10 protein-coding genes are annotated in these 13813 nt (G+C 69.0%); 3 read left to right on the top strand and 7 right to left on the bottom strand.

Features of this window, described 5'->3' with window-relative positions; genetic code table 11:
* Nucleotides 1-13: 13 nt before the first annotated feature.
* The 5 genes from CBM2586_RS22035 to CBM2586_RS22015 form a co-directional block, all read right to left on the bottom strand.
* On the bottom strand, nucleotides 14-580 hold the full coding sequence (locus tag CBM2586_RS22035; RefSeq protein WP_115664847.1) for an SRPBCC family protein: 567 nt from the start codon (nucleotides 578-580) through the stop codon (nucleotides 14-16).
* Nucleotides 581-686: 106 nt separating this feature from the next.
* Nucleotides 687-2210 carry an efflux transporter outer membrane subunit gene (locus tag CBM2586_RS22030; RefSeq protein ID WP_115689784.1) on the bottom strand — a complete coding sequence of 508 codons (1524 nt, stop codon included), beginning with the start codon at nucleotides 2208-2210 and terminating at the stop codon, nucleotides 687-689.
* A 185-nt stretch (nucleotides 2211-2395) separates the two neighbouring features.
* A complete protein-coding gene (locus tag CBM2586_RS22025; RefSeq protein ID WP_115664851.1) occupies nucleotides 2396-5581 on the bottom strand; it encodes an efflux RND transporter permease subunit in 3186 nt (1061 codons plus the stop codon).
* 322 nt (nucleotides 5582-5903) lie between these two features.
* Entirely contained in the window at nucleotides 5904-7145 is a 1242-nt protein-coding gene (locus CBM2586_RS22020) for an efflux RND transporter periplasmic adaptor subunit (protein WP_115664853.1), read from the bottom strand.
* 246 nt (nucleotides 7146-7391) lie between these two features.
* On the bottom strand, nucleotides 7392-8300 hold the full coding sequence (locus CBM2586_RS22015) for an alpha/beta hydrolase (protein WP_115691414.1): 909 nt from the start codon (nucleotides 8298-8300) through the stop codon (nucleotides 7392-7394).
* A 419-nt stretch (nucleotides 8301-8719) separates the two neighbouring features.
* On the opposite strand from CBM2586_RS22015, the gene CBM2586_RS22010 reads away from it, so the two are divergent.
* From CBM2586_RS22010 to CBM2586_RS22000, 3 genes are all read left to right on the top strand, one after another.
* The gene (locus tag CBM2586_RS22010; RefSeq protein ID WP_115689782.1) at nucleotides 8720-9655 is read left to right on the top strand and encodes a LysR family transcriptional regulator; all 936 of its coding nucleotides are present in this window, start codon (nucleotides 8720-8722) and stop codon (nucleotides 9653-9655) included.
* Nucleotides 9656-9786: 131 nt separating this feature from the next.
* Nucleotides 9787-10359 carry a superoxide dismutase family protein gene (locus CBM2586_RS22005; protein ID WP_115664857.1) on the top strand — a complete coding sequence of 191 codons (573 nt, stop codon included), beginning with the start codon at nucleotides 9787-9789 and terminating at the stop codon, nucleotides 10357-10359.
* Nucleotides 10360-10485: 126 nt separating this feature from the next.
* Nucleotides 10486-12060, top strand: a complete 1575-nt coding sequence (locus CBM2586_RS22000; RefSeq protein WP_115689780.1) for a phospholipase D family protein — start codon at nucleotides 10486-10488, stop codon at nucleotides 12058-12060.
* Between the two features lie 29 nt (nucleotides 12061-12089).
* On the opposite strand, the gene CBM2586_RS21995 is transcribed toward CBM2586_RS22000, so the two are convergent.
* Both CBM2586_RS21995 and CBM2586_RS21990 read right to left on the bottom strand, forming a co-directional pair.
* The gene (locus CBM2586_RS21995) at nucleotides 12090-12353 is read right to left on the bottom strand and encodes a hypothetical protein (RefSeq protein WP_115664862.1); all 264 of its coding nucleotides are present in this window, start codon (nucleotides 12351-12353) and stop codon (nucleotides 12090-12092) included.
* A 125-nt stretch (nucleotides 12354-12478) separates the two neighbouring features.
* A complete protein-coding gene (locus CBM2586_RS21990; RefSeq protein ID WP_115664864.1) occupies nucleotides 12479-13738 on the bottom strand; it encodes a M20/M25/M40 family metallo-hydrolase in 1260 nt (419 codons plus the stop codon).
* Nucleotides 13739-13813: the final 75 nt, after the last annotated feature.

The following is a 13813-nucleotide window of genomic DNA, read 5'->3' as shown; positions in this document are numbered from 1 at the left end:
GGCCCAGGACGCGCTAGGGTGCAGGCTGGGCCTCCAGCAGCGACTTGAGCCGGCGCACGGCTTCGGTGGACTCGGCCTGCAGCTGGTCGCGCAGCGTCAGTCGGTTGATCAGTGCGAACAGAAGCGTGGGCGAGCGGTAGCGAAACTCCCGCTCGAAGCGCGTGCGTTCGGCCGATGGTGTCAGCGACGGTGACATCGTCGGCGTCAGCCGGTAGGTGATGGTGCCGACGCGGCGCCCTCCGGCCAGCCCTTCGATCGACCACGTGCGCGGCGGCTGGCTTTCGATCACCGTCCAGACCACCACCCCGCCGCGCCGGGCCAGCACGAAGGTTTCGGCGACGCGTTCGCCGTGCCCGAGCGGATGGTCGGTCGCGCCCGCCACCGCCAGCGACGCCGGATGCCAGGCGGGCCAGTGGCGCGGCGTTGCAACAAAATCGAAGACCTGCGCCGGCGGGCGCGCGATCACCACCTCGTCATGGATGGCGGTGCGGTCCAGCCCCGGCAGCGGCGCCACCAGCGCGCCCACGGTGAGCGCGGCAAAGACGAAGCCCCAGAGCGGTTTCCTGTGTCGGACAAGCATGGCGGCGGGACCGGACGCAAGCGGGACGCACCCGTGCATCCCTTGCGCATGGCGCGATGCTTACAGTGTAGTGACTGCCCGGCATCGCGCCAGTCCCGTGCGTGGCTTAGCGCGCCACCGGAGCGGCCGCGCCCTCGGCCGCAGCTGCCGGCGCCGCGGCCACCGTTGCCGGCAGCGGACCCCAGCCGCCGCCCAGCCGGCGCACCAGCGATACCGTGGCGGCCGCGCGCAGTCCGGCAACCTGGTTGGCCTCGCGCTGCGACTGCAGCACGGTGCGGTCGGCATCGATCACCGTCAGGTAGTCGACCGCGCCCGCGTCATAGCGGCTGCGCGAGATGCGCGCCGCCCGCCTGGCGCCGCCGAGTGCGCTGTCCAGCGCGCCGGCCTGCTGGCTGAGCCAGCGCACGTCCGCGAGGCTGTCCTCCACCTCGCGGAAGGCCACCAGCACGGTCTGGCGGTAGCTTGCCACCGTTTCCTCGTGGGCGGCGCGGGCGCCGGCCAGGTTGGCGCTGTTGCGGCCGCCGTCGAACACGGTCTGCGCGATGCTGGAGCCGAGCAGCGGCCCCAGCATCCAGGTGCGCGAGGACCACTTGAACAGGTTGGAGAGATCGGCCGATTCAAAGCCGAACAGCCCGGTCAGCGTGATGCGCGGGAAAAACGCCGCCTTGGCCACGCCGATGCGCGCATTGGCCGCCGCCATCTGGCGTTCCGCCGCGGCGATGTCCGGGCGCCGCTCCAGCAGCTCCGAAGGCAGCCCGGCGGGAATCGCCACCGGCGCGGCATCGAACGGCCGGGACGGCAGCGAGAACGCCGCCGGCGGCACGCCGGTCAGCACCGCCAGCGCATGCTCCTGGTTGGCGCGGCGGCGCTCGATGCCGGCCAGGTCCGCGCGCGCGGTACCCAGTTCCGCTTCGGCGCGGGCCGGATCGAGATCGGTGGTTTCGCCGGCGTCATAGCGCTTCTTCAGCAGCGACAGCGCATCCTCGCGCAGCCGGATGGTGGCGTTGAGCAAGTCGCGCTCGCTGTCCAGCGTGCGCAGCGCGAAATACGCCTGCGCCACGTCGGCCTGCAGCGCCAGCTGCACCGAGCGGTACAGGTCTTCCGCGGCCTCGCCTTCGGCGCGCGCGGCGTTGACGCTGGACGCGACGCGGCCGAACAGGTCCAGTTCATAGCTGGCGAAGGCGCGCGCCTTCAGCACCGTCTGCGGCGGCACGCGGGTGCCGTCGGGCAGGCCCTGCGACGCCGCCGACGGCTGCGAGCGGGTCGGGTCCAGCCCCACGCTCAGCTGCGGGTAGAGGTCGGCCTCGGTGGCACCGGTGAAGGCGCGCGCCTGCTTCAGGCGGGCCGCGGCGATGGCGAGATCCTGGTTGGATTCGCCGGCTGCGGCGATCAGGCGGTCCAGTTCGGCGTCGCCGAAGATCTTCCACCATTCGCCGCGATGCTGGCCCTCGGCCGGCGTCGCGGTCTTCCATTGCGCGCCTTCGGCCTGGGCGGCCTCGGCTTCCTTGAAGGCCGGCACGGTGGCCGTCTCCGGCACCTTGTAGGTCGGTGCCAGCGAGCAGCCGGCCAGCACCAGCGCGGCGGCCAGCGTGGCGATTCGGGGCAACTGCCTTGTGATGTGGGCAATCATTTTGGGATTTCCTTGACTGTTCTGTGCTCTGGGGGTTCAACGCCACCGAGGTAGCTCCCCGCTCCCGCTCGCGGGAGAGGGGTTGGGGAGAGGGCCGGCGCATGCGCGAAGTGAAGCGCCACAGTACTGCCAGCGCTGCCCTCTCCCCCGCCCCTCTCCCTGAGGGAGAGGGGAGCAAACAAGCGCTATTCAGCGGACGCCATCGCCTGATGTTCCACCGACGCCGACGACTTACGCCGCTGGCCCCGCGTAGCCAGCAGCCTCAGCGCCACGTAGAACACCGGCGTCAGGAACAGCCCGAAGAAGGTCACGCCAAGCATCCCCGCGAACACCGCCACGCCCATCGCATGGCGCATCTCGGCGCCGGCGCCGGTGGAGACCACCAGCGGCACCACGCCCATGATGAACGCGAACGACGTCATCAGGATCGGGCGCAGGCGCAGGCGGCTTGCCTCAATCGCGGCCTGCACCACGGTGCGGCCGTGATGCTCCAGCTCGCGCGCGAACTCGACGATCAGGATCGCGTTTTTCGCTGACAAGCCCACCAGCACGATAAAGCCGATCTGCGTGAAGATGTTGTTGTCGCCCTGCGTCAGCCACACCCCGGTCATCGCCGCCAGCAGGCTCATCGGCACGATCAGGATCACCGCCAGCGGCAGCGTCAGGCTTTCGTACTGGGCAGCCAGCACCAGGAACACCAGCAGCACGCACAGCGGGAAGATCCAGATCCCCGCATTGCCGGCCAGGATGTCCTGGTAGGTCAGCTCGGTCCATTCGAACTTGATGCCCTTCGGCAGCGTTTCCGCGGCGATGCGCTCGGCGGCGGCCTGCGCCTGGCCCGACGAGAAGCCCGGCGCGGGCCCGCCGTTCATGTCGGCGGCGGTAAAGCCGTTGTAGCGCACCACGCTGTCGGGACCGAAGCCCTGCTTCACCTGCACCAGCGACGACAGCGGCACCATGTCGCCGGCGGCGTTGCGCGTCTTCAGCTGCAGGATGTCCTCGGCATGGGCGCGGAACGGCGCGTCGGCCTGCACCTTGACCTGGTAGGTCCGGCCGAACTTGTTGAAGTCATTGACATAGGCCGAGCCCAGGTAGGTCTGCAGCGTGTCGAACACATCCGTCACCGGCACGCCAAGCTGCTTGGCCTTGACGCGGTCCAGCCTGACGTCGAGCTGCGGCACGTTGACCTGGTAGTTGCTGAAGATGCCGGTCAGCTCGGGCGTGGCGCGCGCCTTGTTGGCGAACGCGTTGGTGGCCTCGAACAGCGCGTCATAGCCCAGCGCCGCACGGTCCTCGATCATCAGCTTGAAGCCGCCGATGGTGCCCAGGCCCTGCACGGGCGGCGGCGGGAACACCGCGATAAAGGCATCCTGGATCGCCGCGTACTTCTGGTTCAGCTCGGCCGCGATGGCCGCGCCGCCCAGCTCGGCGCTCTTGCGCTCCTCGAACGGCTTGAGCGTGGCGAACACGATGCCGGCGCTCGGGCTGTTGGTGAAGCCGTTGATCGACAGGCCCGGGAAGGCCACCGCCGATTCCACGCCCGGATGCTTGAGCGCGATCTCGCTCATCTTGCGGATCACGTCTTCGGTGCGGTCCAGCGTGGCACCGTCAGGCAGCTTGGCAAAGCCCACCAGGTACTGCTTGTCCTGCGCCGGCACGAAGCCCTTGGGCACCAGCTGGAACACCCCCCAGGTCAGCGCCAGCATCACCGCATAGACGCCGAACACCGAACCCTTGCGGCGGATCACGCCCTTCACGCCGCGGCCATAGCTCTCGGCGCTGCGGCCGAAGAACCTGTTGAAGCGCTTGAAGAAGCCGCCGAAGACGCGGTCCATCCAGCGCGACAGCCAGTCCTTGGGGGCGTCGTGGCTCTTCAGCAGCAGCGCCGACAGCGCCGGCGACAGCGTCAGCGAGTTGAACGCGGAGATGATGGTCGAGATCGAGATCGTCAGCGCGAACTGCTTGTAGAACTGCCCGGTCAGGCCGGTCATGAAGGCCAGCGGCACGAACACCGCGATCAGCGTCAGCGCGATCGCGATGATGGGGCCGCTGACTTCGCGCATGGCCTTGTAGGTGGCCTCCTTCGGCGTCAGCCCTTCCTCGATATTGCGCTCGACGTTCTCCACCACCACGATCGCGTCGTCGACCACGATGCCGATCGCCAGCACCAGCCCGAACAGCGACAGCGCGTTGATCGAGAAGCCGAACAGATGCATCAGCCCGAAGGTACCGACGATCGACACCGGCACCGCCAGCAGCGGGATGATCGACGCACGCCAGGTCTGCAGGAACAGGATCACCACCAGGACCACCAGCGCAATCGCCTCGAACAGCGTGTGCGTCACCGCCTCGATCGAGTGGCGCACGAACTGCGTGGGGTCGTAGACGATGCTGTAGTCGATGCCGTCCGGGAAGTTCTGCTTCAGCTCCTCCATGGTCTTGCGCACGTCATCCGAGATCTGGATGGCGTTGGAGCCCGGCGCCTGGAAGATGGGAATCGCCACCGCGGGCTTGTTGTCGAGCAGCGAGCGCAATGCGTATTCCGATGCGCCCAGCTCGATGCGGGCGACGTCCTTCAGGTAGGTCACGGCGCCATCGGCGGAGGTGCGCACGACGATATCGCCGAACTCTTCCACCGTGCTCAGGCGGCCCTGGGCATTGACCGAGAGCTGCAGGTCGGCGCCCGGCAGCGACGGCGACTGGCCGATCACGCCGGCCGCCACCTGCACGTTCTGCTCGCGGATAGCCTTGATCACGTCGCCGGTGGCGAGCTGGCGCTCGGCCATCTTTTCCGGGTTGAGCCACACGCGCATGGCGTAGTCGCCCGAGCCGAACAGCTGCACCTGGCCCACGCCCTGCAGCCGCGCCAGCCGGTCCTTGACGTTGATCACCGCGTAGTTGCGCAGGTAGGTCATGTCATAGCGGTCGTTGGGCGAGACCAGGTGGACCACCATGGTCAGGTCCGGCGAGCTCTTGACGGTGGTGATGCCCAGCCGGCGTACGTCCTCAGGCAGGCGCGGCTCGGCCTGCGAGACGCGGTTCTGCACCAGCTGCTGCGCCTTGTCCGGGTCGGTGCCCAGCTTGAAGGTCACGGTCAGCGTGAGCAGGCCGTCGCTGTTGGACTGCGACGACATGTACAGCATGTCCTCGACGCCATTGATCTGCTCTTCGAGCGGCGACGCGACGGTCTCGGCGATGACCTTGGGGTTGGCGCCCGGATACTGCGCGCGCACCACCACCGACGGCGGCACCACTTCCGGGTACTCCGAGATCGGCAGCTTGAACATCGAGATGGCGCCGATCAGGAAGATCAGCACCGACAGCACCCCCGCGAAGATGGGGCGGTCGATAAAGAATTTTGAGAGATTCATGTTGGTCTCTGCTAAAAGCGCTCCCCTGGCGGCCTGCTTGTGGCGGGCACCATCAACATCTGGGGGCAATACAAAGTCGGGGTGCTGGCAAGGCACCACATCAAGCAAGCCGACAGTTCTGGATGCTGCAAAACCGCCAGCGCTTGTCTGGGCCTTCTGCTCCCTCTCCCCTCATTCGGGAGAGGGCCGGGGTGAGGGGTGGTTTAACCGGAGCCAGCGGTTTAAACCCACCGGCCTGGGCCTTTGACGCGCCCGCCCTCACCCCCTGCCCCTCTCCCGCAAGCGGGAGAGGGGAGCAACCCTCAGCAAGCTTTCATGGCGCTCAACTCACCGGCTTCACGTCGGCGTCGCCCTTCTCGCTCGCAGCCTGCTTGCGGTCAGGCGCCGCCGGGCGCGGCTCCAGTTCGCTGCGGTAGGCCATGGCCACCGCCTTGGGCTGCACCGTGTCGCCCGGCCGCACGCGCTGCAGCCCGTTGACGACGATGTTCTCTCCCGGCTTCAGCCCCTTGCGGATGACACGCAGGCCTTCATAGTTGGGCCCGAGCTCGACTTCGCGGTAGACCAGCTTGTTGGCCTTGTCGACCACCAGCACGAACTTCTTGCCCTGGTCGGTGCCGACCGCCCGGTCGTTGACCAGCACCGCCGCATGCGGCGCGCCGCCACCCATCTTGACCTTGGCGTACAGGCCCGGCAGCAGGCGGCCGTCGTCGTTGTCGAACACCGCGCGCACGCGGATGGTGCCGCTGCGGGTATCGAGCCGGTTGTCGACCGACTGGATCTTGCCCTGGTGCGGATGGCCGTCCTCATTGGCCAGGCCAAGGTAGACCGGCAGGTTGGCCTGTCCGCCGCCGGCGCCGGGAGCGGTGTAGCGCAGGTAGCTCTGCTCGTCGATCTCGAAGCTGGCGTAGATCGGCGACACCGATACCACCGTGGTGAGCGGCGGCGTCGCCACGCCGGGCGCCACCAGGTTGCCCACCGTGATCTCGGCGCGCGACACGCGGCCGGACACCGGCGCGGTGATGCGGGTGTAGGCCAGGTTCAGGCGCGCGGTTTCCAGCTGCGCCTGCGCGGCGCGCACGTTGGCGCCGGTTTCGCGCGCGGCATGGATGCGCTCGTCGAACTCGCGCTTCGAGATGGCGTTGTCGTCCAGCAGGCGCTGCGCGCGTTCGCCCTCGCCCTTGGCGTGGGCGGCGCGCACCTGCGCCGCGCCCAGCGCGGCCTCGGCGCGTGCCACCTCCGCGGCATAAGGCCGCGGGTCGATGGTGAAGAGCGGATCGCCCTTTTTCACCAGCGCGCCTTCGCGGAAGTGCACGGCATCGATGGTGCCGCCCACGCGCGGGCGGATCTCGACCCGGTCCACCGCTTCCAGGCGGCCGGAGAATTCATCCCACTCGGTGATGGTCTGCCCGACCACCGCGGCCACCTCGATGGCGGGCGCCGGCGGCGGCGTGTTGGCGTGCGCTTCGCCGCTGTGCCAAGGGCGCAGGATCGAACCGGCCACGCCGGCACCGAGCACCACGACGATGGCGAGGGCAATCAGGGTACGTCGCTTCTGCTGCTGCATTTCTCAAACTCCTGGATCGGGTTTTCTTCAACCGGAAAAGCAAATGGCCGAACGCCGCCTGCCGGTCCGCGCGGGCGGATCGGAACCATGGTCAAACTGATGGTCGGACTTGGGACCGCGCGCATCACGGCGCGCGCTGCGGTCCTGGCTCTGGCCGAAACAGAGCCGGCTGGCGGTTGTCTGGAGCGGCTCAGCCGGCGGGCTTGGCTCCAGGCCGGCTGGCGTTGGCGCCAGCGCGGCGTTCAGTCAGGGTGAGGTAGCGTCGGCCACGGCCAGACATCGCCGCAGGAACCGCGCACCTTCGTCGACCCATGCCTGACAGCTGTCATGGGCCTCTTCCACGCCGTCGCCGCAGGCGCCGGGCATGATCATGGCTTGGGCCGGCACACCGGCCTTGCCCAGGCGCCCGGCGAAGGCTTCGCCTTCGGCACGCAGCGCGTCGTGTTCGGCCACCTGCACCAGCGTGGGCGGCAGCCCGGCCAGGCGCGAGGCCAGCGCCGGGGCGGCATACGGATGCACCGTATCGGCCGGCGTCGGCAGGTAGTCGCGATAGTTCTCGGCCAGGCGCTTCAGGGTTTCCATCGGCACCTGCCCGCCGTCGAAGCCCGCGCAAGAGGCGTGCTGCAGGCACGGGTCGGTCACCGGCCGGATCAGCCACTGGCCGCGCGGCTGGGCGGTGCCGCGGTCGCGCAGCATCTGCGCCAGGGCGATCGCCAGGTTGCCGCCGGCTTCCTCGCCCACCAGCGCAAAGCGGGTCTTGTCCACCTTCAGGCGCCGGGCATTGCGCAACACCCATTGCACCGTGCTGTGCGCGTCCTCGGGCGCCGCCGGGAACGGGTGGTCGGGTGCCAGCGAATACGCCGGAGTCACCACCACCGCGGGCACCGTCGTGGCCAGGTCCTGCACCAGGTGGCAGGCGTGCTCCAGGCCGCCGTCGACGAAGCCGCCGGCATGCAGGTACACCAGCCAGGGCAGCAGCGCGGCGCTGTCGAGGCCCGGTGCCGGGTAGCCCGGCGGATAGCACACGCGCACCAGGACCTCGCGGCCGTCGCTGGTCACCGTGTGCTCGGCCACGCGCGCCTGTCCCGGCCCGGCTGCCGCGGGGGCAGTGGCGGCGCTGGCGGCTGCGGAGCGTTGGCCTGGCTTCTGTGACATGGCATAGGCGCACGGCATGGACAATGCGCTTGAGTGTTGCGATGCAACGGATTATGGTGATTGACGAGGATGGGATAAAGCGAGAGATCGCCAATGCACTGTTCCGGGATTGGAATAATCGCAACCCGGCCTGCCATGCGTCTGAAAACCGAAATCCCCACGCATGACAAGGTCTTGGATTTTGTGATTCACTCCCGCTCTCGGCACGCGCGGCGGTTGGCCAGGCCGTTGCGCGCCCGGCCCGCGGGTGGGACTGTCGCGGCGCCGGACGCCTGACTTGAACCCATGCCGGCATCGCGCCCAGCCAGCGCGCATCCAGTACCAGCAGCCGGCAGACTCCCCGTCACAACAACAAGACAGGCCGCGTGCGCTACGAGCGCGGGCGGTGCGCCGTTCGGAGCTATCGTCGGAACCACATCATGGACCGTCTCGTATCAATGCAGGCATTCACCCGGGTCGTCGACGTCGGCAGCTTTGCGCGTGCCGCCGAGTCGATGGACCTGCCCAAGGCCACGCTGACCCGCCTGATCCAGAACCTGGAAACCCATCTCGGCGTGAAGCTGCTGCACCGGACCACGCGCCGCATCAGCGTGACCAACGACGGCGCCGCGTACTACGAGCGCTGCGTGCGCATCCTGGCCGATGTCGAGGAGGCCGAGCAGTCGCTGACGCGCCAGAACAATTCGCCGCGCGGCACGCTCTCGGTCGACACCACGGCCGGGCTGGCGCAACTGGTGCTGGTGCCTCACCTGCATGAATTCTTCCAGGCCTATCCGGACCTGAAGCTGGAGCTGACCATCAACGGCAAGCCGATCGACCTGCTGCAGGAAGGCGTCGACGTGGTGCTGCGCGTCGGCATACCGCTGGACGAAGCCATGGTGGCCCGCCGTATCGGCCATGTGCAACTGGCGTTCTACGCCTCGCCGATCTACCTGAACCGCAGCGGCACCCCGCGCGACCTGGCCGAGCTGGCGCAGCACAAGGCGGTCAACTTCCTGTCCAACCGTAACGGCCGGGAGATGCCCTGGCCGCTGGCGCGCGGCGCGGAGCGCGGCGAGGTGCTGCTGCCCTCAGCCATTTCCACCAACGACGCGGATGTCTACCTTGGCTGCGCGCTGGAGGGCCACGGCATCGCCCGCATCTCGCGCGCCATGGCCGAGCCCTATGTGGCCAGCGGCAGGCTGGTGGAAATCATGGCCGACTGGCAGACCGATGAACTGCCGATCTCGGCGATGTATCCGCAGAACCGGCACCTGTCGGCCAAGGTGCGGGTGTTCGTGAACTGGGCCGCCGAGCTGTTCTCGCGCCATCCGCATTTTGGTGCGGCACAGCAGCCGCTGCCCGTGGCAGCCTGAGCGGCCGGTCCGCTGGCGCGATCCGCCAGCGGCGCGCATGCCCGGCCGCATGTAGGACAAAACCGGAAATCGGTTCAGCGGCCGCCGACCTATACTGTTTCATCCGAAATCACGACAACAAGAGGATTCCGATGAAACAAGTGCTTCTCCCGCTGGCGGCGTGGATTGCCGCAACCATGGCACTGGCCGGCTGCGCCGGCTCCGGCATGCCCTCTTCGTCCGCGGCCCAGCCGTCCGCCACCGGCGCCACCAGCGGCGCCAGGGCGTCGGCCACGCTGCAGCCCAAGAGCGGCTCCAACACCGCCGGCACCGTCACCTTCCAGCAGCAGCCCGGCGGCGTGATGATGACGGCCGCGATTACCGGGCTGCCGCCCAATTCGGTCCACGGCTTCCACGTCCACGAGAAAGGCGACTGTTCCGCGCCCGACGCGATGAGCGCGGGCGGCCATTTCAACCCGGCCGGCAAGCCGCACGGGCAGATGACCATGGCGGACCACCATGCCGGCGACATGAACAACGTCACCGCCGATGCCAACGGCAACGTGCGCGTCAGCATGCTGCTGCCGTCGCTGTCGGTGGGTACCGGCGCCAACAGCGTGATCGGGCGCGCGGTGGTGGTGCACAAGGATCCGGACGACTACAAGACCCAGCCCACCGGCAATGCCGGCGGCCGCATTGCCTGCGGCGTGGTGGCGGCGTCCTGACCGCCGCGCGCGGCCGGCTGGCATTGGCGCCGGCCTGCGCGAATCGCGACGCCCGCGGCGCGGCATGGCAACATGGCACCATTGCCGCAATCACGGAGCCCCGCCACGGGGCGACCCCGCCCACCGATGCCATTGCCGACCGACGCCGCGTTCCCCCATCGCCGCCTGCGCGCCAGTTCGCTGATGCTGTGCTGCGCCACCCTGCTCGGCGGCTGCGCGCTGCCGCCGCTGAATCCCCGCACCGAATCCTTTGCACTGACGCCGGCCGAAGCCGAGTCCACGCCGCTGGGCCGGGCGCTGGCCGGCGAAGTGGCGCGCCACCCGGGGCTGAGCGGCATCCATCCGCTGGAGAACGCCTACGCCGCCTTTGCCGCGCGCGTGCATCTGGCCCGCACCGCCCAGCGCACGCTCGACGTGCAGTACTACATCTGGCGCGATGACCTGACCGGCACGCTGCTGCTCGAGACCCTGCACGAAGCCGCCGAGCGTGGCGTGCGCGTGCGCCTGCTGCTCGACGACAACGGCATTGCCGGCATGGACGAACGGCTGGCCGCGATGGACGCGCACCCGCATGTCGAAGTGCGCATCTTCAACCCGTTCGTGATCCGCCAGCCCAAGGCGCTCAATTTCCTGACGGATTTCCGGCGCCTGAACCGGCGCATGCACAACAAGTCGTTCACCGCCGACGGCGTCGCCACCATCATCGGCGGGCGCAATGTCGGCGACGAATACTTCGGCGCCACCGACGGCGTGCTGTTCGCCGACCTCGACGTGATCGCGGTCGGCCCCGCAGCCGGCGAGGTGGCGCAGGATTTCGACCGCTACTGGTCCAGCGCCTCGGCGTATCCGGTGGACCGGCTGCTGCCGCCGGTCAGCGTGGAACGGCTGCAGGCGCTGGTCGGGCAGGCCCGCGAGGTCGAGCGCAACCCGGCCGCCGCGGCCTACCTGGCCGCGGTGCGCGAACTGCCTGACGTGCGGCGGATGCTGGACGGCACGCTGCAATTCCAGTGGGCAAGCACGCGCATGGTCAGCGACAACCCCGCCAAGGCCCTGGGCGAAGCCTCGCGCAGCACGCTGGTGGCGCACCAGCTGCGCGAGATCCTGGGCGAGCCGCAGCGCACGCTCGACCTGGTCTCGCCCTACTTCGTGCCCTCGACCGGCGGCACGTCCTTTTTTACCGACATGGCACAGCGCGGGGTCGCGGTGCGCGTGCTGACCAATGCGCTGGAGGCCACCGACGTGGCCGCCGTGCATTCCGGCTATGCCAAGCGGCGCAAGCAGCTGCTCGAGGCCGGCGTGGACCTGTACGAACTGCGGCGCGCGGCCGAGCCCCGCAAGAAGGAGGAACGCGCCGGCCCCTTCGGCAGTTCCGGTTCCAGCCTGCACGCCAAGACCTTCGCGGTCGACGGCAACCGGGTGTTCGTGGGTTCGTTCAATTTCGATCCGCGTTCGGCCATGATCAACACCGAACTCGGCTTTATCATCGACAGCCCCGCGCTGGCGGGCCGGATCGAATCCACCTTCGCCAGCGTGGTTCCACAAGCGGCCTACCAGGTCCGGCTGGACGAGACCGGCCGGCTCTACTGGCTGGAACGGCGCGACGGCGAAGTGATCCGCCACGACACCGAGCCCAACACCAGCTGGTGGCGCCGGCTTGGCATCTGGTTCCTGTCGATCCTGCCGATCGAATCGATGCTGTAGCCGCGCGGTCGCCCGCCCCCCCCGGGTACTCAGATCTGGTCGATCAGGCTGCGAACCACGTCGGCCAGCCGGCCGGCGCGCTGGCGCCCCTTCGCGTCGAGTCCCATGCCGCTGCCGCCGGCCAGCGCCTTCAGGCCGAACAGCGCATCGCCCACGTCGCGCCACGCCGGGAAATCGGCATGGATCTTCTCCAGGGCGGCGGCGCCTGCCGCGACCTGGGCAGGCGCGGGCGTGTTGCCGGCCGCCAGGTCTTCCAGCGCCAGGGCGGCGTCGACCAGGCCTTTGCGATTCATCTGCTGTCTCCCCGAAAGCTCTTTTGTCATGGCCGCCGGACTGGCGGCCATGACACTGTAGCAGGCCTGCGCATGGCCTTTGCCGGGACGGGGAAAAGCCCCCGGGCGGGCCCGGTTGCGACGACTCAGTTGCGGCCGATATCCTGCAGGATCCGGGTCATCAGGTACAGGCGCGGCACGATCGAATCCAGTTCGATGTATTCGTCGCGCGCGTGGTAGCCGAAGCCCGCCAGCCCGAAGCTTTCCACCACCGCAGGCTTGCCCGAGCGGGCGGCGTAGCTGGCGTCGGTGGCGCCGCCGGTGCCTTCTGCCAGCGCCAGCGTGCGGCCGTCCAGTTCGGCATAGATTTCCTGCGCGCGCTTGGCGAGCGCGCGGCCGCGCGCGTCGGCGACGAACGGCGGACGGCCCTCTTCCATCGTCACCGTGGTGTGGGTGTCGGGCACCAGCTGGCTGGACTTGACCTTGTCCTGCAGCGCCACCTTCAGCTTTTCGGCGGCACCGGCGGCCGTGGTGCGCACGTCGCCATAGGCCACGGCGCTTTCCGGGATCTGGTTGCGCACCGTGCCGGCCTGGGCCTGGGTCCAGTTCAGCTGCGAGCCCGGCACCAGGCTGGCCGTGTCGCGCGTCTGCTGCAGCTGGTGCGCCAGCTCGAGCAGCGCATTGCGACCACGCTCCGGCGCGGCGCCGGCGTGAGCGGCGCGGCCCTTGACCTGCATGGTGGCGGTGGCGGTGCCGGAGGCACCCAGCAGCAGCGCCTCGGCCTTGACCACATCCTTGGCCGCGGTGGGCTCGCACGACAGCACCACGTCATGCTGCGCGGCCAGCGTGGCGATGGTTTCGGCCGAACCGACCGAGCCCACCTCCTCGTCCGGGTTGAACAGCACCGTGATCTGGGCGTAGTCGCGCCAGCCCTGCTGCTTCAGGATCTCGAGCGAATGCAGGATCACGGCGATGCCGCCCTTGTCGTCGGCGATGCCCGGGCCATAGAGCCGATTGCCCTCCTCGCGGATCGGTTGCGTCGCCAGCGTGTTGTCGGGGTACACCGTGTCCAGGTGGGCAATCAGCATGACGCGGCGCTTGCCGGTGCCGGTGAAGGTGGCCTTGACCATGGTGCCCGGGCCCTTGGTCACGGGCAGGCGTTCGACCTTTGCGCCCAGCGCCTGCAGGCGCTTCTCGGTATAGCTGGCCATCTGCGCCAGCCCCTTGGCATTGGCGCTGCCGGATTCGATCGACACCATCTCCTTGAGCGACTGCACGACCTTGGGCTGGGCCGCCTGCGCGGCCGACAGCAGCGCGGCATCGGGCTGCGCGGCACTGGCCGGCATGCCGGCCCCGGCAAGCGTCAGGGCAGCGGCAATGGCAACGTGGCGAACGGAAAACGGCATGGAATCTCCTCGGTCTGGTCTTGTTGGCGGTGCCGCGGTCATGGCCTTTCGCCGCGGCACAACGGCACGATGCTA

The sequence above is a fragment of the Cupriavidus taiwanensis genome (assembly GCF_900250115.1).
GTDB lineage: Bacteria > Pseudomonadota > Gammaproteobacteria > Burkholderiales > Burkholderiaceae > Cupriavidus > Cupriavidus taiwanensis_B.
The sequence above is the reverse complement of the archived record's forward strand: the minus strand, read 5'-3'. Positions and strand labels throughout refer to the sequence as shown.

Excerpts from the sequence above, each read along its gene's own strand:
- CBM2586_RS22035 (WP_115664847.1), bottom strand. The coding sequence starts at position 580 with ATGCTTGTCCGACACAGGAAACCGCTCTGGGGCTTCGTCTTTGCCGCG.
- CBM2586_RS22030 (WP_115689784.1), bottom strand. The coding sequence starts at position 2,210 with ATGATTGCCCACATCACAAGGCAGTTGCCCCGAATCGCCACGCTGGCC.
- CBM2586_RS22025 (WP_115664851.1), bottom strand. The coding sequence starts at position 5,581 with ATGAATCTCTCAAAATTCTTTATCGACCGCCCCATCTTCGCGGGGGTG.
- CBM2586_RS22020 (WP_115664853.1), bottom strand. The coding sequence starts at position 7,145 with ATGCAGCAGCAGAAGCGACGTACCCTGATTGCCCTCGCCATCGTCGTG.
- CBM2586_RS22015 (WP_115691414.1), bottom strand. The coding sequence starts at position 8,300 with ATGTCACAGAAGCCAGGCCAACGCTCCGCAGCCGCCAGCGCCGCCACT.
- CBM2586_RS22010 (WP_115689782.1), top strand. The coding sequence starts at position 8,720 with ATGGACCGTCTCGTATCAATGCAGGCATTCACCCGGGTCGTCGACGTC.
- CBM2586_RS22005 (WP_115664857.1), top strand. The coding sequence starts at position 9,787 with ATGAAACAAGTGCTTCTCCCGCTGGCGGCGTGGATTGCCGCAACCATG.
- CBM2586_RS22000 (WP_115689780.1), top strand. The coding sequence starts at position 10,486 with ATGCCATTGCCGACCGACGCCGCGTTCCCCCATCGCCGCCTGCGCGCC.
- CBM2586_RS21995 (WP_115664862.1), bottom strand. The coding sequence starts at position 12,353 with ATGAATCGCAAAGGCCTGGTCGACGCCGCCCTGGCGCTGGAAGACCTG.
- CBM2586_RS21990 (WP_115664864.1), bottom strand. The coding sequence starts at position 13,738 with ATGCCGTTTTCCGTTCGCCACGTTGCCATTGCCGCTGCCCTGACGCTT.